Annotated in this window: 16 protein-coding genes; 10 read left to right on the forward strand and 6 right to left on the reverse strand. The window is 61.2% G+C overall.

Annotated elements, in window-relative coordinates:
* Nucleotides 1–62 precede the first annotated feature (62 nt).
* Entirely contained in the window at nucleotides 63–2,573 is a 2,511-nt protein-coding gene (hrpB, locus tag FCS96_RS07705) for an ATP-dependent helicase HrpB (protein ID WP_138439783.1), read from the forward strand.
* On the opposite strand, the gene FCS96_RS07710 is transcribed toward hrpB, so the two are convergent.
* The gene (locus FCS96_RS07710; protein WP_138439784.1) at nucleotides 2,536–3,381 is read right to left on the reverse strand and encodes a translation initiation factor eIF-2B; all 846 of its coding nucleotides are present in this window, start codon (nucleotides 3,379–3,381) and stop codon (nucleotides 2,536–2,538) included. The genes hrpB and FCS96_RS07710 overlap by 38 nt on opposite strands.
* Nucleotides 3,382–3,532: 151 nt before the next feature.
* On the opposite strand from FCS96_RS07710, the gene FCS96_RS07715 reads away from it, so the two are divergent.
* A complete protein-coding gene (locus tag FCS96_RS07715) occupies nucleotides 3,533–4,351 on the forward strand; it encodes an ATP-grasp domain-containing protein (protein ID WP_138439785.1) in 819 nt (272 codons plus the stop codon).
* Between the two features lie 261 nt (nucleotides 4,352–4,612).
* Nucleotides 4,613–5,788, forward strand: coding sequence for a type III PLP-dependent enzyme (locus tag FCS96_RS07720; RefSeq protein WP_138439786.1), 1,176 nt, complete (start codon nucleotides 4,613–4,615; stop codon nucleotides 5,786–5,788).
* A 169-nt stretch (nucleotides 5,789–5,957) separates the two neighbouring features.
* Here the strand turns inward: FCS96_RS07720 and FCS96_RS07725 are convergent, their stop codons facing one another.
* The 4 genes from FCS96_RS07725 to FCS96_RS07740 are packed head-to-tail and all read right to left on the reverse strand — an operon-like array spanning nucleotide 5,958 to nucleotide 10,491.
* Nucleotides 5,958–7,160 carry an MFS transporter gene (locus FCS96_RS07725; RefSeq protein WP_138439787.1) on the reverse strand — a complete coding sequence of 401 codons (1,203 nt, stop codon included), beginning with the start codon at nucleotides 7,158–7,160 and terminating at the stop codon, nucleotides 5,958–5,960.
* Nucleotides 7,161–7,169: 9 nt separating this feature from the next.
* Entirely contained in the window at nucleotides 7,170–7,565 is a 396-nt protein-coding gene (locus FCS96_RS07730; RefSeq protein ID WP_138439788.1) for an ectoine synthase, read from the reverse strand.
* A 50-nt stretch (nucleotides 7,566–7,615) separates the two neighbouring features.
* Nucleotides 7,616–9,046 (reverse strand): GTPase/DUF3482 domain-containing protein, encoded by a 1,431-nt coding sequence (locus tag FCS96_RS07735; protein WP_138439789.1) that lies wholly within the window; start codon nucleotides 9,044–9,046, stop codon nucleotides 7,616–7,618.
* Nucleotides 9,043–10,491 (reverse strand): DUF2868 domain-containing protein, encoded by a 1,449-nt coding sequence (locus FCS96_RS07740; RefSeq protein WP_138439790.1) that lies wholly within the window; start codon nucleotides 10,489–10,491, stop codon nucleotides 9,043–9,045. Before FCS96_RS07740 ends, FCS96_RS07735 begins: the two co-directional genes overlap by 4 nt.
* 87 nt (nucleotides 10,492–10,578) lie before the next feature.
* Here FCS96_RS07740 and FCS96_RS07745 point away from each other — a divergent pair, with 87 nt between their 5' ends.
* Nucleotides 10,579–10,941, forward strand: coding sequence for a DUF6164 family protein (locus FCS96_RS07745; RefSeq protein WP_138439791.1), 363 nt, complete (start codon nucleotides 10,579–10,581; stop codon nucleotides 10,939–10,941).
* Nucleotides 10,942–10,947: 6 nt separating this feature from the next.
* On the opposite strand, the gene FCS96_RS07750 is transcribed toward FCS96_RS07745, so the two are convergent.
* Complete coding sequence (locus FCS96_RS07750) at nucleotides 10,948–11,850, reverse strand: alpha/beta hydrolase (RefSeq protein WP_138439792.1); 903 nt, start codon at nucleotides 11,848–11,850, stop codon at nucleotides 10,948–10,950.
* Nucleotides 11,851–12,210: 360 nt separating this feature from the next.
* On the opposite strand from FCS96_RS07750, the gene FCS96_RS07755 reads away from it, so the two are divergent.
* The 6 genes from FCS96_RS07755 to FCS96_RS07780 all read left to right on the forward strand — a co-directional run bounded on the left by FCS96_RS07755 (nucleotide 12,211) and on the right by FCS96_RS07780 (nucleotide 20,172).
* A complete protein-coding gene (locus FCS96_RS07755) occupies nucleotides 12,211–14,316 on the forward strand; it encodes a 3-hydroxybutyrate oligomer hydrolase family protein (protein WP_138439793.1) in 2,106 nt (701 codons plus the stop codon).
* A gap of 113 nt (nucleotides 14,317–14,429) precedes the next feature.
* Complete coding sequence (locus FCS96_RS07760; protein ID WP_273429339.1) at nucleotides 14,430–15,878, forward strand: sigma-54 interaction domain-containing protein; 1,449 nt, start codon at nucleotides 14,430–14,432, stop codon at nucleotides 15,876–15,878.
* Nucleotides 15,879–16,207: 329 nt separating this feature from the next.
* Nucleotides 16,208–17,260 carry a TRAP transporter substrate-binding protein gene (locus tag FCS96_RS07765; protein WP_138439794.1) on the forward strand — a complete coding sequence of 351 codons (1,053 nt, stop codon included), beginning with the start codon at nucleotides 16,208–16,210 and terminating at the stop codon, nucleotides 17,258–17,260.
* Nucleotides 17,261–17,376: 116 nt separating this feature from the next.
* The gene (locus FCS96_RS07770; RefSeq protein ID WP_138439795.1) at nucleotides 17,377–18,015 is read left to right on the forward strand and encodes a TRAP transporter small permease subunit; all 639 of its coding nucleotides are present in this window, start codon (nucleotides 17,377–17,379) and stop codon (nucleotides 18,013–18,015) included.
* Nucleotides 18,015–19,379, forward strand: a complete 1,365-nt coding sequence (locus tag FCS96_RS07775) for a TRAP transporter large permease (RefSeq protein WP_138439796.1) — start codon at nucleotides 18,015–18,017, stop codon at nucleotides 19,377–19,379. Before FCS96_RS07770 ends, FCS96_RS07775 begins: the two co-directional genes overlap by 1 nt.
* A gap of 13 nt (nucleotides 19,380–19,392) precedes the next feature.
* The gene (locus tag FCS96_RS07780) at nucleotides 19,393–20,172 is read left to right on the forward strand and encodes a 3-hydroxybutyrate dehydrogenase (protein WP_138439797.1); all 780 of its coding nucleotides are present in this window, start codon (nucleotides 19,393–19,395) and stop codon (nucleotides 20,170–20,172) included.
* Nucleotides 20,173–20,174: the final 2 nt, after the last annotated feature.

Genomic DNA, 20,174 nt, shown 5'->3' on the forward strand with positions numbered 1-20,174 from the left:
CACCACCCCTCTCTAGCTGACAATACCGATATCGTTGACAAAAAAGACTACCGAGCTACTTAATGCTCCCGATCGATGAAATCCTTCCGGAACTCAAGAAAACCCTGGAACAGTCCGCCACCTTGCTGCTGCAGGCGCCGCCGGGTGCCGGTAAGACTACGCGAGTGCCGCTGGCGTTATTGGATGCGCCCTGGCGGGATGACAAGACTATTCTGATGCTGGAACCGCGGCGGCTGGCGGCTCGGTCGGCGGCTCGGTTTATGGCCAAGCAGCTGGGCGAGAAGCCGGGGCAGACGGTTGGGTATCGGACCCGGCTGGATACCAAGGTGTCTTCGGCCACCCGGATTGAGGTGGTGACTGAGGGTATTCTGACCCGGTTGATTCAGGCCGATCCGATGCTCGAAGACTACGCCGCGGTGCTGTTCGATGAATTCCATGAGCGTTCGTTGCAGGCGGATCTGGGGCTGGCACTGGTGCGGGAATCCCAGCAGGCACTTCGGGAGGATCTGCGGGTGTTGGTGATGTCGGCGACACTGGATACCGGGCCCATTGCCCGGGTGCTTGGTGAGGTGCCGGTGCTGCGCAGCGAAGGTCGGGCGTTTCCGGTGGAGGTGCTGTACCGGCCGGCGCCGGCTCAGGCCCGCCGGGTGTGGATGGCTGATCGGGTGGTTGCGGTTATTCACGAGGCGCTGCAGGACCAACCCGGTTCGGTGCTGGTGTTTCTGCCCGGTGCTGGGGAGATTCGTCGGGTCGCTCAGCAATTGCGGGGTGCGGTCCCGGACGATGTGGTGGTAACGCCGTTGTTCGGCAACCTGAAGTCGGACGAGCAGGATCGGGCCATTGCCCCTGCCATGCCGGGTCAGCGCAAGGTGGTGTTGGCGACCGCCATTGCTGAGACCAGTCTGACCATTGAGGGCGTGCGGGTAGTAATCGACAGCGGTCAGCAGCGCCGGGCGGTGTTCGATGCTAACAGCGGCATGACCCGGCTCATTACCGGTCGGGTGTCCAAGGCTTCGGCGGAGCAGCGTAAGGGGCGAGCCGGTCGGGTTGAACCGGGTGTCTGTTACCGGCTCTGGAGTGAGGCCGAGCAGTTTGGGCTGGCCGATTTTACCCCGCCGGAAATTCAGGAAGCGGATCTGGCGCCGCTGGTGCTGGAGCTGGCCCAATGGGGCGCGCGTTCACCGGATCAGGTGGCCTGGATCGATACGCCGCCCCAGGCGCACTGGCACCAGGCCGTGGCGTTGTTGCAGTGGCTGGATATGCTGGCCCCCGACGGTGCCATCACCGAGCATGGCAAGGCGGCCCGGGAGCTGGGGGTGCACCCGCGCCTTGCGCACATGGTGTTGCGGGGCCGGGCCCAGGGGTTGGGTGGCTTGGCGGCCGATTTGGCTGCATTGCTGGGGGATCGGGATCTGTTGGGCCCCGGCGCCGGTGCGGATTTGCACGAGCGGGTTCGGCTGCTGCACGGCGAGCGTGGACATGGCAGTGTCGATCCGGCGCGACTGCAGTCGGTTCGTCAGGCCGCCAAGCGCCTCGATGGCAGCGTCGGTCGCTCCCAAAAGCCACCAACCGAGTCCGAAGTCGGGCGCTTGCTGGCCCAGGCCTACCCGGACCGGATTGGCCGGCGTCGGGCGGGTCAGGTGCCCCGGTATCAGCTCAGTAATGGCAAAGGTGCCAGCCTGCGGGAAGACGACGCACTCGCCCGTCATGATTGGCTGGTGGCGGCGGAGCTCGATGGCCAGTCCCGGGAAGCCACAATTTATCTGGCTGCACCCGTCGACCTGGCGGATCTGGAGCAGGATCTTGTTAGCCACATCCATGAGGCTGAGGAAGCGGTCTGGGACGATAAACGCGGCACGGTGATTGCGCGTCGGGTCCGTAAACTGGGAGAGCTGGTGCTGGCGGAACAGGCGCTGCCGCAACCGGACCCGGCATTGATCCAGCAGGGCTTGCTCAATGCCGTGCGGCAGAAAGGTCTGGCCAGCCTGCCCTGGTCCAAGTCGGCCCGGCAGTGGCAGGCGCGGGTGCAGATGTTGGCGAATACAGGGTCCGGTGATTGGCCCGATGTCAGTGATGCCGCTTTGCTGACCAGTCTGGGATCCTGGCTTGCCCCTTTCCTGCCCGGGCTGAAGCGCTGGTCCGACCTGCAGGGCCTGAATCTGCAGCAGGCGTTGCAAAGCCTGTTGGATTACAGCCAGCAACAGCAGCTGGAGGAGCTGGCTCCGAAGGCGTTGACCATACCCACCGGTCAGTCGGTTGCGCTGGATTACACCACCGGCAATGGCCCGGTCCTGGCCGCCAAGCTCCAGGCCCTGTTTGGCTGGTCCGAAACCCCAAGACTGGCCGATGGCCAGGTGCCGGTGGTGATTCACCTGCTGTCACCGGCCCAGAGACCACTGGCAGTCACCGCCGACCTGGCCAGTTTCTGGCGCAATGCCTACCCGGAAGTGCGCAAGGACATGCGAGGCCGCTACCCGAAACACCCCTGGCCGGAGGATCCGTTCACTGCGGAGGCGCAACGGGGTACTAAAAAGGCTATGGAAAAGGATACGAAAAAACGCCCTGTTCGCTGATCCGGCCGGTCACCAGGTGTTGTGGGATGGTCTCAAAGTAGAGATTGCGCACCGTGATCCATTGCCCTTTGGGTGCCCCGAGTTGCTGTGCTGGCAGCTCTTCCAGAATCACCCGGTCGCTGCTCTCAGTGCTGTCCCGGAAACTGTCGGCCAAGACCCAGAACGGCACGCTGCGTTCCCTGGCTGCCAAAGCCAGCAGCCGAGTACCACTCTTGTTGACGAAATGACCATCGGTCAGCCAGCTGTCGCAACCGGTCAGTACCAGATCCGCGGTGGCTACGAACACGCCCATCTGGGCATCGGTGATCAGGGTCACTGGCACACCCAGCTTATTAAGCAGGTTGGCGAGTTGATGCCCTTCATGGCCCGGACTGCTCTGGGTGCAGATCACTGAGAACCCGACATGTTCTTCCATCAAGCGCTGGAACAACCGCTCCAGCACCGAGCTGGCGCTGTGGGTCATGATGACTGCGCCTTCGGGGATCTGACTGCGGGCATGGTTTATAAGGGCGTCAGTGGCGTCGGTCAGCTCCCGGTACACCGCTTCAATCGCTGCCACCGGCTCACCGTCTTTCGCCTGTAACCGCTCCTGGACCCGGATCATCGCGCTGGCGATGACCACCATGCTCGGTCGTGCGTCCCGAAGTTTGTTCACCAGATCGGTCAGCAGTGCAGGTTTGGGACGTTGGAGGCGGACATAATCTGCCAGGTTACGCAGGGTTTTCAGAGCCAGCTCGGTAGCGCCCGATTGATGATCGGCATGGAGCGTATCAAGCAGCGCTTGGGCAGGAGAGTCGAGTCTGGCCATGGTCACGGTCCGTGGTGGCTATACACAAAGCGTAGCAGGCTAAGGCCAAATCGCGACGATTGCCGGGCTCGGCTGAAGCGGTGATAAAACGCTTGCCAGCCGGACCGGACTGGATAAAATGTGCTCACTTTTCTACCGTGCGGCGGTAACCATGCACCTCGTTTCGTTTAATGTATTTCGTACCCTGGGTCTGCCCAACACCACCGTTTTGAAACCGGACCAGTTCCTGCAACACCGGCAGTTGCTGCAAGAAGCGGACTGGGTGCTCTTTCCGGAATACTGGCAGCTCAATGCCCTGGTGCATGGGCTCAAGTGCCGGGTGTTTCCGAGCGTGGCCAGTTATCGCATCGGGCACGATAAGGTGGAGATGACCCGGGCGTTCCAGACCGTTGCGCCGGCGCACACGCCCTGGACCCTGATCGAGGCCAATGGCCCGGTCGAGCGGGAGCGGATCTGGCAGGCCATGCCGCATCCTTTTGTCGCCAAGCTGCCCAAGGCCAGTATGGGTGAGGGGGTGTGGCTGATTGAATCCCGGGCCGACTGGCAACGGTATTGCTATGTCACCGATGTGCTCTACGCCCAGGAATACCTGCCCATCGACCGGGATGCCCGGGTGGTGGTGATTGGTGATCGGGTGCTGACCGCCTACTGGCGGACTCAGGCCGACCAGGGTTTTTACAACAATGTGTCCCGGGGTGGGCACATCGACACCAGCCCGGTGCCTGCGGTGATGACCGATCTGGCCCTGAGTCTGGCCAAGGAACTGGGGGTGGATCACGCCGGTTTCGATATCGCCCTGGTCGACGGTTACCCCTATGTCCTGGAGTTCAACCGCCTGTTTGGCAATAAAGGGCTGGTGGCCGGGCGTGAGCTGCAGGACGCCATCCTTGGCTACCTGCGTCAGTCCAGCGAGCCATCCGGACCCCGGGAGCCCTCGGACCCGAGACCGGCCTGGCCAACGGCGGTCTGAGCGTCGGCAGGCCCAGAAACGCCAATGATAATGTTTTGGCCGCGCTAAAAATGCCTTTCTAAATCAACCTGTTATTAACAAGTTTTTGGAGCCTTGACCGACGCCCACTGTCAGGGCGCTGGAACCGGTCTGTTATGGGTAGATATGCTCATATCTGGAACCCGAAAAAAGCCCGATGATCGCGCCAATTCCGGGGGACTGCAGTCAGGCTGTGGTGCCCCTTTTTTATGTCTGTGTGCCCATTGGAGGGAAACACTATCCATGACCGAGTCAGCCAACGCCAATATCGCCGATTACTACGACGCCGAGACGTTTAAGCGCATCAAAACCTTTGCTGACGGCAAGGAAACGCCGTTTGTGGTGATCGACACCGCCACTATTGATCGTCAGTACAACGAGCTGGTGGAAGGTTTTCCGTACGCCAAGGTCTATTACGCGGTAAAAGCCAATCCGGCCCAACCGATTCTGACCATGTTGCGGGACAAAGGTGCCAGTTTCGATATAGCGTCGGTGTACGAGTTGGATAAGGTGCTGGCTCTGGGCGTGACCGGTGATCGCATCAGCTACGGCAACACCATCAAGAAGTCGAAGGACATTCGCACCTTTTACGAGAAGGGTGTGCGTATGTTTGCCACTGATTCGGAGGCGGATCTGCGCAACATTGCCAAGGCGGCTCCGGGCTCCAGGGTGTATGTGCGTATCCTGACCGAAGGCACGCTGACGGCAGATTGGCCGCTGTCCCGCAAGTTTGGTTGTCAGACCGATATGGCCATGGATCTGCTGATCCTGGCTCGTGATCTGGGCCTGGTGCCTTACGGTGTGTCGTTCCACGTGGGTTCGCAACAGCGCGAAATCGGTGCCTGGGACGCGGCTCTGAGCAAGGTGAAGGTGATTTTCGAGCGTTTGCGTGAAGAAGACGGCATCGAGTTGAAGATGATCAACATGGGCGGCGGTTTTCCGGCCAACTACATCACGCGTACCAACGAACTGAAGGTGTACGCGGAGGAGATTGCCCGATTCCTGCACGAGGATTTTGGTGCCGATCTGCCGGAGATCATTATTGAGCCGGGCCGGTCGCTGATTTCCAACGCCGGTGTGCTGGTGAGTGAGGTGGTGCTGATTTCCCGTAAGTCGCGTACTGCCCTGCACCGCTGGGTGTTTACCGATGTCGGTAAGTTTTCGGGCCTGATTGAGACGCTGGATGAGGCGATCAAGTTTCCGATCTGGACTGACAAGGTGGGTGAAGGCGAGGACTGTGTGATTGCGGGGCCGACTTGCGATAGTGCGGACATCATGTACGAGCATCACAAGTACCCGCTGCCGTTAAACTTGGCGATTGGTGACCGGATGTACTGGTTGTCGACTGGTGCCTACACCACGACTTACAGTGCGGTGGAGTTCAATGGGTTTCCTCCGTTGAAGGATTACTACATCTGAGGCGGTAGTCGCTCGGGCTGGAGTGGCCTTCCAATACAGAGAGGGCCGCGGGGCGGGGGTTAATTTCCCTTGGAAATGGAACTCGCTGCGCTCAGACATCCATTTCTGGCGGGAAATGAACCCCCACCCCACGGCTTTTTGGCTTGGGTGGGGCGTTCTTTTGAAAGGGTCAGCTTTCGGGCTGGCCCTTTTTTCGTTCCAGGTCGAGGGTGAAGGCCAGGGGCAGCACCAGTAGGCCATAGCCGATCATTATCAGCAGGGCGTGGCGAGCGTCGCCGGTCCAGTCGGCAACGAGGCCGCCGGTCATGGGGACAACGAAGGCGACGGTGTAGCCGACCAGGAAGGTGCCGGCGGACAGGCGGCCGGTTTCAGAGGCGGAGACGACCAGTGGCGGGATGGCCACCAGTAGGATCAGCAGCATGCCGGCGACGAGGCTCATGAGGGTGGCGCTGATGATGGACCACCAGCCGCTGGCGACGACTGCAACGATGGCGCCGATGATGGCGATGCTGGCCAGGGTGGCGATGACTTCACTGCGGCCGACCCAGCGCCGGGCCATTTTGAGCATGATCAGGGACGCTGCCACTTGGGCCAGGTTGTACCAGAACAGGGCTTCGGGCAGTTTGTCGAGTTGGCCCTGGGATTCCAGCAGGTTGGCCATGTAGGCGTTGAGGCCGAAGAACAGGGTGCCGGACAGGCCCAGTAGCAGGCCCAGCCGGAGCGTGAGCGGGTTGTGCCAGTCCGGTAGCCAGGCGGGTTTGCGCACCGGTCGGGCGCGGTCCCGTTTGGGCAGGAACAGGGCGGCGGCCACCAGCAGGGCCGGTAACGACCAGGCCACAAGGGTGGCGCGCCAGCTGTTGTCGAGCAGGGGCATCAGTACCGGCAGGGTAATGCCGGCGCCGATGAACTCGCCCATCAGCATGCCGTTCATGTAGATCGCCGAGCCCAGCGCCAGGTGGTGCGGTTCCAGCCAGCGCGGCAGCAGTGCCGGCAGTGCCGGTTGCATCATGGACACTCCGAATCCCATCACCGCGCTGGCAATCATCAGGCTCAGGGTGTCGGGCACCAGGCCTCGGCCGGCGGAGCCGATCACCATGATTACCATGGCCAGCGCCAGGGTGTTGCGGGGGCCGATGCGGGCGATGGAGAGGGAGCCGGGCATGGAGCCGACGGCCAGCATCAGGATTGGCAGGGTGGTCAGGGCGCCGGTCAGAGCCTGGGACAGGGCCAGTTCGTCGCTGATGAACGGTGCCAGCGGCGGCGCCACCAGCACCGGAACGCGCAGGTAAACCCCGGCCAACCAAAGCAACACCGCCACCGGCAGCAGTCGCGCTGGCGGTGGCGGTGTGGTTGTGGCGCGTGGTTCAGCCACAGTTAAAGATCAGTCTTCGCTGGTATCCGGCAGGTAGGCGCCGTCTTCGTCGTGCACTTCGCGGCCGGTAACCGGCGGGTTGAAGGAGCAGATCAGGCGCATGTCTTCGGTGCCGCCGTACAGGGTGTGCTGATCGTGCTTGTCGAGTGCGTACAGAGTGCCGTCGGTGATCTCGTGGGTCTCACCGGTGGCTTTGTCCAGGATCTTGCCGTTGCCAGCAACGCAGTAAACGGCTTCCAGGTGGTGCTTGTACCAGAGGTTCAGTACGGCACCGGCGGGAATGATGGTCTCGTGGAATGAGAAACCCATGCCGTCTTTTTTCAACAGCATCCGGCGGCTGGTCCAGCCTGGGCCGGTGACTTCGCGTTCGGTACCAATGATGTCTTGCACTCGTACAATTTTCATTCACATTCCCCATTGTGTGATGGAACAGCCTAACAGTATAAACATCCCTGTTACGTCCGATTCAACCGCCAGTGGTCGTAGGCGGTCATGCTCTGCTCGATGGCAGTGATGAATTTCTGTCGCTGTCGGTCGTCCAGTGGCCGCAGTTTTCGGCGTTTGTCGAAGACCTGCTGAATGATCTGACGGCTGCTCCTGTCGAGCTGTTCGAGCCAGTGATGGTCCGCCGGTTCCAGATCCAGAAGCTCTCGTCCGGCGTGGTTGCGCTGGCTGATGTGCCACCAGTGATCCACCGCCCTACCCAATACAACATAGCCGAACTGACTGTCCTGTACAGGTCCGAAGGTGGCGGTTCGCAGGCCATTCTGCAGTACCCCGATGTGCACGGCCGGCAGCATCAGCCGGTCGCCGTAGAAATAACTGCCGGCGGCACCGATCAGCCCTCCGACCAAGGCCCCGGCCCCGAGGGAGTGGCCCAGAGTCAGGGCGTCGAGGCCGGCCCCACCAACCGCGCCGGCACCGAAGCCGGCGGTAGCCAGGTAGCGTTTGCTCACCGACCAGGCCCGGCGGCTGTCCTCGGAAAACAGGTCGTGCTCGTTGTGCCATTCCAGTTCCGCTTCCTGGCGCTGGATGCACTGATGCTGGTACAGGTGCTCAATGTCGATGCGCAGACTTTGTTCCCGTTGCCGTTGGTGCCGGTACCAGCGTTGGCGGAGTTGTTCGGCCAGGGTGTCATCACTGGTACCGGCGCTCTGGTTCTGGGTCAGGGTGCGTTTCTCCTGGTACGCCATCAGGTCTTCCAGCGCCCGGGCGATGATCGCCGCCGACTGATTGCGGCGTTTCAGGCGCTGGTCTGAGAGGAAATCCGTGGCCTGCTCAAGGGGCACTTCCCAGTCCGGCTCCAATTGCCCGAACGCGCGTAAAAGTCCGAGATGTTGCTCGAAAGGAGCGCGAACAGCGTCGAATTTCCGGACGACCTGGAAGAATTGGCCGAGCGCAGCCTGCCAGGTGCCACTGTAGTCGTCGCTTCCGATACTGTTGATCAGCGCCAGGCTGGGGCGACCGGTCCAGCGCAGGATGGTCATTTCGGCCTCGTGCTCGGCGCTGTAGGGCACCGAGCCATCGACCACGTAGATAATACCGGCGCCGTCTATCAATGGCGCCAGCAGCTCGCATTCGTCGGTAAACCGGCCATCGCCCTGGTGCTGGGTCACAAAGGCCTGCACGGTCTGGGCATGATCGGAAGCCGACACGCTGTGGGCCTGCAGCCATTCCAGGACCCGGCGTGGGCGCTGGAAGCCTGGAGTGTCCACGAGGGTATACAGGGTGTGGCCGTCGACGCTCAATGGGTAGGCCTGGCGCTGGCGGGTGGTGCCTGGCTCAAGAGCGATAGCGATGGCATCGTTCTGGGACAGGGTGGCCACGACACTGGATTTGCCCTTGTTGGGGTGGCCGACGACGGCAAAGACCGGGGCGGCAGTCACGGCAGCTTCCTCGATTCTGTACCTGGCTCGAAGCCCGGTTCGGGGAGCAGGTCGGCGTGCGGATCGCGCCAGTGCAGGCGCGGCGCACTGACACTGACAAAGCCCGGGCCCAGCCGATCGGCAAAGCGCAGCCATTGGCTGAGCTGGTGCGGCTCTGGTTCCCGTTCGCTGTCCAGGCTCAGGGGCACCAGTGCGACCCGGGTTCCGGTGGGCCAGAGCTCGCGGGCGCTGGCAAGAAAGTCCTCCAGTTCACCGGTGGGCGGCTCCCAGCTGCGGGTTATTACAATCACTGCCGGTTTCGGACTTGTGGCCAGTTGATTGGCAATGTTGGCCAGTGCCGCCTGGTCCTCGGCCAGGCTGGCCCGGCCCCCGGCCGGGAACAGTTGGGTGTACTCGCCGACCAGGGTTTGCGGCAGCGCCGGTTCGCCGGCGCCGGCCCAGCACAACAGCAGATTGCTATCGGGCAGCGGCTGCAGGCTTATGTGGGTGTCGGTGTCGGGCAGGTCGTCGGCATCGTTGTGGTGGTTGCCGGTATCCAGGGTTGGCGTTTCCATCCGGTACAGCAGCGCGTGCATGGCCGGATGGTTGGCCAGGAGTTGGCGTGCCTTGCGCCGCAGCAACAGGATTGAGGCCAGGAACAGCAGCAGTCTCGGAACCAGCACCCAGCTAATCCACAGCATGGTGACAAAGGGCCACCAGTGGCCCCAGCGTTCAGGTGCAATGGCACCGGTGCCAGCCTCGGCCCGAAAGAACCGGGTTGCCTCCACCAGGGCCAGATCCGGCACCGCGGCAGGCCAGAATGCCGCCCAGGGCGCAGCCAGGGTGGTCAGCAGTTGATGGTAGCCGCTGGCGCCGGTGTCGAGCGTGGTGCTCCAGCCAAAGGCCAGGTCCTGAACCACCACCATCAGTACCAGGGTCAGTACGCCCGCCACCGCGAAGCTTATGCCGCCCAGGTGGGCAGCCCGGGCCATCAGCAGCGGCTGCAGTCGGGCAGCCGTTCCGGAATTGCGCTCTGATGCTAGCCGACGCACCAGCCAGCGCCAGGGCTGCCAGCCGGCCAGGGACTGGGCGGTGGTAAACAGGGCCAGCAGCAACTGGAGCCCGACAAACGCCAGAATGACGGTGATATTGATGCGCTGGCCGCCCTCGTAGAACAGCAGTCCGAGCATGGTCAGGCAGCCGAACACCGCACCCCCGAGGGCAAAGCCGGTATTGATCCGGCGCCAGATACGCAGGGTTTTCTGGCCGGCGCTGGCTTTGCTGCCGGGGCCGCTCAGACGCGCCATGTGCTCGAGCCAGCGCCGGGCATTCGGGGCCTGGTCCTGCTCCGCGCAGGTCAGGGCGAATTTGCGATCGCGGCGGTGCAGGAATGCCGGTGGCTGATTCTGGTCTCGCTGGCTGCGGGCGTCGAAATCCAGCAGCAGTCGGAGGGGGCTGTCCGTCATGCAGTATCCCGGTGGTGAATTCGGTGTCTTATCCGTTGATGTTAGGATATAGGGATTCCGGCCACCGATACCAATTAACGAGCTGCCATGCCCCATCACCTGATGAACCTGCGTCACGTGCCCGACGACGAGGCCGACGAAATCCGGGCGCTGTTTGAAGACCACGAGATTCGCTACTACGAGACTCCGCCGAGCAAGTGGGGCATCAGCATGGGGGGCTTCTGGGTCCATGATGACGACGAGGCTGCCCGCGCCCGGGCGCTGTTGGACGAATACCAGCGCCAGCGTCTGCAGACCCAGCGACAAGCCTATGAGGCCAGTCTGGCCGCCGGTGAAACCGGGGGCATCTGGGCGATGATCCGACGGCGCCCGGTCCGCACCCTGGCGGCGGTGGTTGCCATCGTGGTGATTGCCGGGGTCAGCCTGCTGCCTTTCGTGCGCCTGGGCTGATCCAGGTTAGCTATCGCCTTTCCGAGCCAGGAAACGGATAGCCGCGTCCACGGCATCACCGGCAGTGAGAAAGCTGGTGATGTGGCCGCGCAGGTGCATCCGGAACAGTTCGGTGTCGACGCTGTGTTCGGCCAGGGTGTCGCGAAAGGATTCTGCTTGCCGGATCGGCACCAGTGAATCCATGGTGCCGTGGAACAGGAAGAATGGCGGCGCGTGGCGCGAGATATGGGCGATAGGAGACGCCTTGCGGTACGTCTCCGGAATGTCCTGTGCTCTGCCACCCAGGAACTGGCGGATCAAACGGCCCGAGCCGAATGCCATCAGATCAGAAGGCAGCCCGCCCACCGCCACCGCTTCCAGCGCAGTGTCCGGCCCGCCATAGGGCTGGTTCAGTTCACTGTCGGTACTGGCAACCACGGCCAGCAACGCCACCAGATGCGCGCCGGAGGAAAAACCAAAGCCACTGACCTTCGAGGTGTCCAGACGGTAGCGGTCGGCGGCTTGGTTCAACCAGGTCCGAGCCACCTGCAAATCATGCAACTGGGCCGGGAAGGTAAAGTCGGGAGCAAAACGGTAGTCGATGTTCAGCACCGCGAAGCCATGACCGGCCAGCTCCTCGGCGATCCAGTCCATGTCCTCCCGGGACCGGCGTTCCCAGCCGCCGCCGTGCACCATCAGCACTACCGGTCTCGGTGTCGATTGTTCCGGCAGGTACAGGTCGGCGTACAGGGCCTGGGGCCAACCGTCGGGGGAGAAGCGTAGATCCCGCTCCACGGTGTAGCCGGTTTCGTCAAGGGCCACCTCGGTGCCGGGCGCGTTGGTGTGGGTTGAACAGCCGGCCAATAGCGCCACACTGCCCAGCAGCCCGGTCAGCATCCGGCGGGCCAGCCTGGATCGGTTCTGAATCATCGTTTGCCTCTCGTCCCTAATGGTCAATGATCAATAGTACGACTTTGGCTGTCGACCGGATGCGGCCAGCGTTCTTTTCTCGTTGATGGCACCCCACTGTCCGAATATCCATACGGTGTCCGGAATCCAGGACAGTGCGCCTTGCCGCCCTGGCCGGGGCTTTCGCGAGCCCCGGTTGGTCTGTAATTGTCCGGATTTCCGGATTGTTTTCGCTTTTTTCCTGCCTGACTTCAGGGTCAGACCGAATTTATTACTTAAAAACAGCGAGTTGAACGGTTGGCACAGGATACGCATAACCCTTGTTGGGCTGGAGCCCACGGGCATGACCCGTTCGTTAACAACAACAAACAAGGAACGACAATGAAACGAATCCTGCTGGGCATCGTGCTCGGTGCCTCCGTGTTTGCCTCTAGTGCCTGGGCCAAAGGCTACTTCCCGTTCAACACCTTGCCCAGATTTATTCAGGGTGACGTTGAGCAGACCTCTTTCGATGGTGTCACCGATGACCTGCTCACCGCCGGTCTCGGCGCATCCGGGCTGGCCGGACCCGCGCCGGCATTCGATGATCCGCTGGCACCGACACCGGCGGAACTGCGCCGATTGGCCATTTACAACAACTACCGGGCCCTGGTGGATACCGCCCCTGGTGGTGGCTACGGGGTGTTTTTTGGCCCCGGTGTCGATGCCGCCGGTGAGGGGTTGATTGCCGGTGACGAATACCGCGCCTTCATGAAAGTTCGCGGCACCGATGTGCCCGTGACGGTGATGGTTCAGGTACCGGCCAGTTTTGATCCGCGCAACGCCTGCATGATCACCGCACCGTCGTCCGGGTCCCGGGGTATCTATGGCGCCATTGGCACCGCCGGTGAGTGGGGCCTGAAAAAGGGTTGTGCCGTGGTCTACACCGACAAGGGCACCGGCACCGGCTCTCATAACCTGGAGACCAACGCGGCCCAGCAATTGAATGGCACCCTGACCGAGACCGGGCAGCCGGTGCAGTTCCGGGCCGATCTGTCCGATTCGGCGCGGGCGGATTTCAGCGCCCTCTGGCCCGACCGGATGGCGTTCAAGCACGCCCACTCCAAAGCCAATCCGGAAGAGCGCTGGGGGCTACACGTGCTCCAGTCCATCCGCTTCGGCTTCTACGTGCTGAATGAAAAATTTGGCCGCCCGCTGCGTAACGGCAAAACCCTGATTACCCTCAAACCGAGAAACACCCTGGTGATTGCCTCCAGTGTCTCCAACGGTGGCGGTGCTTCGGTGCGTGCCGCAGAACAGGACTGGTGGGGCCTCATTGATGGCGTTGCGGTGTCCGAGCCCAATGTGAACCCGCAGGTGGATCGGCGCTTCACCATTCGCCAGGGTGACGGGCCGGTGATCACCGAACACAGCCGCAGCCTGCTGGACTACACCACCGCCCTGGCGGTGTACCAGGGTTGTGCCAACCAGGCACCGGCGGTCCGCGATAGCGCTCCCTTGAACGCGGTGTTCAACCCGCCGGGCATTGGCGAGAACATCTGCCATGCCCTGGCGAACAAAGGCCTGGTCTCGGGCGCCACCCTGGACGAGCGTGCCACCGATGCGTTGCGGATTCTCAACGAGGACTTTGGCATTCAGCCGGAGCAGAACCTGTTGGCACCGGTGCACTTTGGTCTCGCGGTAGCCCAGGGAATTTCCATGACCTACGCCAATGCCTACGCCCGGGCCGGGGTTGAGGACCGGCTCTGTGATCTCAGCCTGGCCGCGACCGATGTCGCCGGTGCGGTGACACCGCTGGCGCCGGCCACAGAAGCGGCGCTGTTCTCCGTCAGTAACGGTATTCCGCCAACCGCCGGGGTGAATCTGGTTTACGACGGAGCAGCGGGACAACCCACCAACCTGGCGGTCAGCGCCTCCCCCAGTTCCAGTCAGCAGGACTATGGCCTGGATGCCCTGCTGTGTCTGCGCAGCCTTGCCGAGGGCCGTGACGCCGTTACCGGCAGTGAACTGGGCGGCGACGCTGGCGCGCAGGCCGATGCCATTGCCAAGGGTATTGCCCGGGTTCGGGCCTCTGGCAACCTGCGCCGTAAACCCGCGGTGTTCGTCACCGGCCGTGCCGATGCCATCCTGCCTATCAACCACACGTCACGGCCGTACGTGGGCCTGAACCAGAAGGTTGAGGGCCGCCGGAGTAACCTGCGCTACTACGAGATCCTGAATGCCCATCATCTGGATGTGCTGAATGGCTTCCCTGGTTTCGCCGACCGCTACGTGCCCTTGCATCACTACTACTTCCAGGCTTTGGATCTGGTGTGGGCGAAGCTGAAGTACCGTCAGCCCCTGCCTCCGAGCCAGGTGGTTCGAACCCAGCCCCGCGGTGACATCGGCACACCGCTGTCCGAGCTGAACTTACCGGCCATTAACCCGGATCCGGCTGATTCCGATCGCATCCAGTTTGTGGGCAACCAGCTGCGGATCCCGGATTAAACCGGCGCTCAGCCGCTCCGGCTGGTTTCGGAGCGGCTTAGTTTGCCCCCACCGAAGGGGCCCCATATACTTCCTGATTGCATCCGGGCCGCCGGATGCTGGGGTTTTTCACGATGAATGACATTCAAGCCGGTGATGGTGCGCGGTACATGACAGAGCTGTTTTCTGAAAAGAACAAAAACGGACTGACCCGTGACCTGATTGAAGCCCTGTTCCCGATGTTCGAGGAAGCCAGCGCCGGTGCCATTGCGGTGGACGGTGAAAGTCGCATCACCTGGATCAACAGCAGTTATTCGCACCTGCTTGGCCTGGGCGATCCGGCCCGGGTGATCGGCAAGCCGGTACGCCAACTGATCCCGCATACCCGGATGCCGGAGGTGGTTGAGTCGGGTAAGCCGTTGCTGCTCGATATCATGGAGCACAACCAGCAGCAGCTGGTGGTGACCCGACTGCCTTATTACGACGAATCTGGCCGCATTGTGGGTGCGGTGGCGTTTGTGTTGTATGACGACTTGCAGCCCCTGACCCCACTGGTTTCCAAATACCGCCGCCTGCACCAGGATCTGGCCGCCGCCCGCAAGGCATTGGCCAAGAAGGTGCGTGGTACCCGCTACAGCCTGGGTGATTTTGTCGGCGCCAGTCCCGCGGCCCTGGAGGTCAAGCGCCGGGCCCGTCTGGCTGCTGGTCGCGAGATGCCGGTACTGCTGTTGGGTGAAACCGGCACCGGCAAGGAAGTGTTGGCCCAAGCGATTCACACCGTGTCTGCCCGCGCCGATAAGCCCTTTGTCGGAGTCAACGTCGCTGCTATTCCGGACAATCTGCTGGAGGCGGAGTTTTTCGGGGTCGCCCCGGGCGCCTACACTGGGGCCGATCGCCGTACCCGGGACGGCAAGTTTCAGCTCGCTAATGGCGGCACCCTGTTCCTGGATGAGGTCGGTGACATGCCCCTGCCGCTGCAGGCCAAGTTGCTGCGCGCCCTGCAGGAAGGCGAGATCGAGCCCCTGGGCTCGAACAAGGTCGAGCGGGTGGATGTGCGGGTCATCGCCGCCACCAGCCGCAATCTGGAAGCGATGATTGCCGAGGGCAGCTTTCGCTCGGATCTGTACTACCGGCTCAATGTGCTGGAGATCCCGATTCCGCCGCTGCGGGACCGGTTGGCCGATCTGGGCGTGCTGTGCGAGGCGCTGTTAGGCGAGATCTGCGAAGGCCTTGAATTTCGCGGCGAGATCACCGACGCCGGCGTGTCGGCCCTGGGTAGCTATGACTGGCCGGGCAACATCCGGGAACTGCGCAATGTCCTGGAACGGGCCATGACCATGGGCGAAGAAGGCGGAATACTGGACGCCGATGCGGTGTTCAAGGTGCTTCCCCGTAGCAGCGCCCGGCCGATTTCTTCCCTGACCCCCCAACCGGTGCGCCCGCTGGCCCAAACATTGGCAGACGCCGAAGCCCAGGCCATCGAAGAGGCGTTGGTGGCCAGCCGTGGCAATCGCACGCGTGCTGCTAAATTGCTGGGAATCTCCCGGTCAGTGCTGTACGAAAAGCTGGCGAAGCTGTCCTGATTTCCGGACATGTGTCCCGACATCCGTACAAACCCCTACGACTGATGTCTAATTTTGTCCGGTTTTCCGGACAAAATCATCCCGAACAATTTCCCCATATCGAAGTTAACTATCTGAAAAATATAATAAATTAGCCTTTGGCATGTTGTCTGCAAAGGCTGACGTGCAGGACGTCAGAACAACGCAGAAAACAAGATTGACGCCTTTCGTTGGACCCCAAATTACCCGTGTCCGTCTGTTTCCTGCGATGTCTGGCTATACTCAGACTAGGCCTGTCCGGGGTTATACCCGGCAGGCCAGCCAAAATAACAATGCTAGGAGACTTGCCAATGAAACTCTTGAAGGCCATCACCGGGATCGCCGGTGCGATTGCCCTGACGACGGGTTCCGCGGTAGCAGACGATCTACGATGGAAGATGCCTGTTGCCTTCGCCACCAACCTGCCCGGTCTCGGTTCACCGGCTGCCTGGGTTGCCGATAATCTCACCACCGCTTCAGACGGCAGCATTCAGGTTCGCGTTTATGAGCCAGGCAAGCTGGTTCCTCCCTTCGACATTCTGCAATCGGTTTCTGACGGCAAAGTCTCAGCCGGTTACACCTGGATCGGCTACGATCAGGGCAAAGTCCCTGCGATTCCTCTGTTCGCCGCTGTCCCCTTTGGCATGAAGCCCTGGGCGTATATTGGCTGGTATTACTACGGTGGCGGCCATGAAATGCTGCAGGAAACCTACGCCAACAAGGGCTTCAAGGTGCATGCACAGCTTTGCGGCATTATCGGGCCCGAAACAGCAGGCTGGTATTCCAAGCCCATCGAATCGCTTGAGGATTATCAAGGCTTGAAGATTCGCTTCGCGGGTCTGGGTGGCAAGGTACTCGAGAAACTGGGCGCTTCCGTCACCATGATGCCCGGCGGCGAACTCTACCAGGCCCTGGAAAAAGGCACGATTGATGCCACTGAGTTCTCGATGCCCGCCATCGACCAGATTCTGGGCTTCAATCAGGTAGTCAAGTACAACCTGTTCCCGGGCTGGCACCAGCAGTTCACCGCTCAGTACATGCTGATCAACCAGGATGAGTGGGCCAAGACTACCGATGCCCAGAAGGCACTGGTTGAAGCTTCCTGCACCGCCGCCACAACCCGCGGCCTGGCCGAAGGCGAGTACAAGAACGGTAAGGTTCTGGCCGAGTTCCAGGACAAGGGTGTTCAGGCTGACCAGATTCCCCGCGACGTTCTGCTCAAGCTGCGAGACGTGACTAATGAAGTGCTCGAAGAAGAAGCGTCCAAGGATGCTGACTTCAAGCGTGTTTACGAGAGTCAGCAGGAGTTCATGGAAACTTACAAGGTGTGGGATACCCGCGCCTATGTTCCAGCGGACCTTTAAGGTTCGGGGCTGACCCAGAGCACCGGGCACATTTCCGGTGCTCTCGCACATAGTCTGGATGGCCCTACGGGGCCATCCTTGTTTCACGGCAGGCTTTCTGAACGAGGAACTGTTGTATGACAGTGTCTGATAAAGGCGCACCGCCCGATGTGCATGTATCGGTGTCGGACGCCGGTCAATTTATTCATCATCACACCGAGTTTCCGACCACCTGGCTCAGCCAGTTTATGGATGGTGTGATTTCTGCGATAGGCAAGAGCGCTTCCTGGCTTTGGGTAGTGGTCACCGGTGTGATCATCTATGCAGTGGTGGGCCGCTACGCCTTTGGCGCCGGGTCGGTGACGCTGGAAGAAGTCCAGTGGCATCTCGCTGGTGCAGGTTGGCTGTTGGGCCTGGGCTATACCCTGGTAACCGATGATCATGTCAGGGTGGACGTTATCCATGAGCGCCTGTCTCTCAAAGGCCAGGCCTGGATTGAACTGCTTGGCTTGTTATTGCTGCTGTTACCGTTTCTGGGGCTGGCAGTTTACGAAATGATTCCTTACGCCTTCAGTTCCTGGGAACAGGGCGAGACCAGCCAGGCGCCTGCCGGGCTTCCCTACCGCTGGATTCTAAAGAGCATTCTGGCCGTGTCTTTTATTCTGCTGATTCTGGCTGCGTTATCCCGTCTGCTGAAGGTAACGGCTTTGCTGTTCGGTTTTCCAAAGCCAATCCGGATCGAGTCCGGGGACAATAAGAAAGAGGATGCGTCCTGATGGAGCTTGAAACCCTTTTTGTGATCGGCATGTTCCTGACGTTCGGGGCATTGTTGATGACCGGTTTTCCGGTTGCGTGGGTGTTGGGTGGCACCGCGGTTATCTGGACAGTCGTCGGTGTCATCGCCGTCGAGAATTTTGGTGCGAACCTGTGGTTTGATTATTCCTCCTCCATGGGGCTTGTGCCTGAGAGGATATGGAAGGTTGTCAACAGCGAGACCCTTGTTGCTCTGCCCATGTTTATCTTCATGGGCATCATGCTTGACCAGTCCGGAGTCGCGGAGCGACTGATGAACAGCATGGTCAAGCTGTTTGGAGCTGTTCGCGGCGGTTATGCGGTTACCGTCATTGTTATCGGCGTACTGTTGGCAGCGACCACAGGTATCATCGGTGCGTCCGTCGTGTTGCTTGGCATGCTGTCACTGCCGGTGATGATGGAAAACAAGTACGACAAGGGCTTTGCCGTGGGCACCGCCTGTGCCACCGGTACCCTGGGTATTTTGATTCCGCCCTCCATCATGTTGGTGTTGATGGCCGACCGTCTGGCGGTTCCCGAAGCGTCAGTGGGCGATTTGTTCATGGGTGCGTTCTTCCCCGGTCTCATGCTCGGTGCCATGTACGTAACTTACGCCATGGTTCGTCCCCTGCTGCAGCCGCACATGGCGCCGGTGCCTGAGGGCACGGAAAAAGTGACCTGGAGTATTGTCTGGGAAGTGGCAAAAGCCGTTGTGCCAACGGCTGCGCTGATTCTGGGCGTGCTCGGCTCTATCTTTGCCGGGATAGCAACGCCCACGGAGGCGTCCGGTGTTGGTGCTCTGGGCGCCCTGATACTGGCTTTGATGGCAGGTCGACTGAACATGAAGGTACTGAACTCCTCCATGCAGCAGACAACCCGCACGGCTGCATTCATTTTTGCCATCTTCCTGGGTGCAACAGCCTTCTCTGTGGTGCTGCGAGGACTGGGCGGTGACCAGGTCATCGAGGATGCCCTGCTGGGTTTGCCTTTCGGCCCCTACGGCATTGTTCTTTCCATCCTGTTCGGTGTCTTTCTGCTCGGCTTCTTCCTGGATTGGGTGGAAATCACCCTGATCATTTTGCCCCTGGTAGCGCCCGTGGTGCAGCAGCTTGGCTTCGATCTGGTGTGGTTCACTATCCTGTTTGCGATGTGTCTGCAGACGTCGTTCCTGACCCCGCCGGTCGGCTTTGCCCTCTTCTACATCAAGGGCGTGGCGCCGCCGGAGATCAATGTGACCGATATCTACCGGGGCGTTATTCCGTTCATCATTATTCAGCTGGTTGGTCTGGCTATCGTATTCGTCGTGCCGGAAATCGCGACCTGGCTGCCAAGCGTGGCTTATGACTAAGGAGAAAACACCAATGCGTTTGGAAAACCGGATTGCACTGATCACCGGTGCCGGTCGTGGCATCGGCCGGGCCATCGCCGAGCACTATGGCCGCGAGGGTGCCCGTGTCGCGGTTGCTGACCTGACCCTGGAAACTGCCCAGGAGGCGGTCGACGCCATTGAACAGGCCGGCGGTACCGCCATGGCCCTGGCCATGGACGTCACCGACGAGCACGCGGTGGACGCCGGTGTGACCGCCATTGTCGAGAAATGGGGCGGGCTGGACATCGCCCTGGCCAATGCCGGCATCCAGCACATCGATGCCGTGCACAAACTGTCATTTTCCGACTGGCGCAAGGTGATGAACGTGCACCTGGACGGCGCCTTCCTGGTGACCCGAGCTGCGCTCAAGCAGATGTACGCCAGCGGTGGCGGCACCATGTTGTACATGGGCTCGGTCCACTCCCTGGAAGCCTCGCCGTTGAAAGCGCCATACGTCGCGGCCAAGCACGGTATGCTGGGCCTGTGCCGGGCCGTAGCGAAGGAAGGTGCGGAACACGGGGTACGCAGTAACATCATTTGCCCTGGTTTTGTTCGCACCCCGCTGGTCGACAAGCAGATTCCCGAACAGGCCAAAGAACTGGGCATGTCTGAGGAAGATGTCATCAGTAAGGTGATGCTGAAAAACACCGTGGATGGTGAGTTCACCACCGTGGAAGATGTTGCCGAGCTGGCCGTTCATCTGGCGGCGTTCCCGTCGGCCGCGCTGACCGGTCAGTCCATCGTGGTTAGCCACGGCTGGCACATGCAATAAGA

Source organism: Marinobacter alexandrii (assembly GCF_005871205.1).
Lineage (GTDB): Bacteria > Pseudomonadota > Gammaproteobacteria > Pseudomonadales > Oleiphilaceae > Marinobacter > Marinobacter alexandrii.

Excerpts from the sequence above, each read along its gene's own strand:
- hrpB (WP_138439783.1), top strand. The coding sequence starts at position 63 with ATGCTCCCGATCGATGAAATCCTTCCGGAACTCAAGAAAACCCTGGAA.
- FCS96_RS07710 (WP_138439784.1), bottom strand. The coding sequence starts at position 3,381 with ATGGCCAGACTCGACTCTCCTGCCCAAGCGCTGCTTGATACGCTCCAT.
- FCS96_RS07715 (WP_138439785.1), top strand. The coding sequence starts at position 3,533 with ATGCACCTCGTTTCGTTTAATGTATTTCGTACCCTGGGTCTGCCCAAC.
- FCS96_RS07720 (WP_138439786.1), top strand. The coding sequence starts at position 4,613 with ATGACCGAGTCAGCCAACGCCAATATCGCCGATTACTACGACGCCGAG.
- FCS96_RS07730 (WP_138439788.1), bottom strand. The coding sequence starts at position 7,565 with ATGAAAATTGTACGAGTGCAAGACATCATTGGTACCGAACGCGAAGTC.
- FCS96_RS07740 (WP_138439790.1), bottom strand. The coding sequence starts at position 10,491 with ATGACGGACAGCCCCCTCCGACTGCTGCTGGATTTCGACGCCCGCAGC.
- FCS96_RS07745 (WP_138439791.1), top strand. The coding sequence starts at position 10,579 with ATGCCCCATCACCTGATGAACCTGCGTCACGTGCCCGACGACGAGGCC.
- FCS96_RS07750 (WP_138439792.1), bottom strand. The coding sequence starts at position 11,850 with ATGATTCAGAACCGATCCAGGCTGGCCCGCCGGATGCTGACCGGGCTG.
- FCS96_RS07755 (WP_138439793.1), top strand. The coding sequence starts at position 12,211 with ATGAAACGAATCCTGCTGGGCATCGTGCTCGGTGCCTCCGTGTTTGCC.
- FCS96_RS07760 (WP_273429339.1), top strand. The coding sequence starts at position 14,430 with ATGAATGACATTCAAGCCGGTGATGGTGCGCGGTACATGACAGAGCTG.
- FCS96_RS07765 (WP_138439794.1), top strand. The coding sequence starts at position 16,208 with ATGAAACTCTTGAAGGCCATCACCGGGATCGCCGGTGCGATTGCCCTG.
- FCS96_RS07770 (WP_138439795.1), top strand. The coding sequence starts at position 17,377 with ATGACAGTGTCTGATAAAGGCGCACCGCCCGATGTGCATGTATCGGTG.
- FCS96_RS07775 (WP_138439796.1), top strand. The coding sequence starts at position 18,015 with ATGGAGCTTGAAACCCTTTTTGTGATCGGCATGTTCCTGACGTTCGGG.
- FCS96_RS07780 (WP_138439797.1), top strand. The coding sequence starts at position 19,393 with ATGCGTTTGGAAAACCGGATTGCACTGATCACCGGTGCCGGTCGTGGC.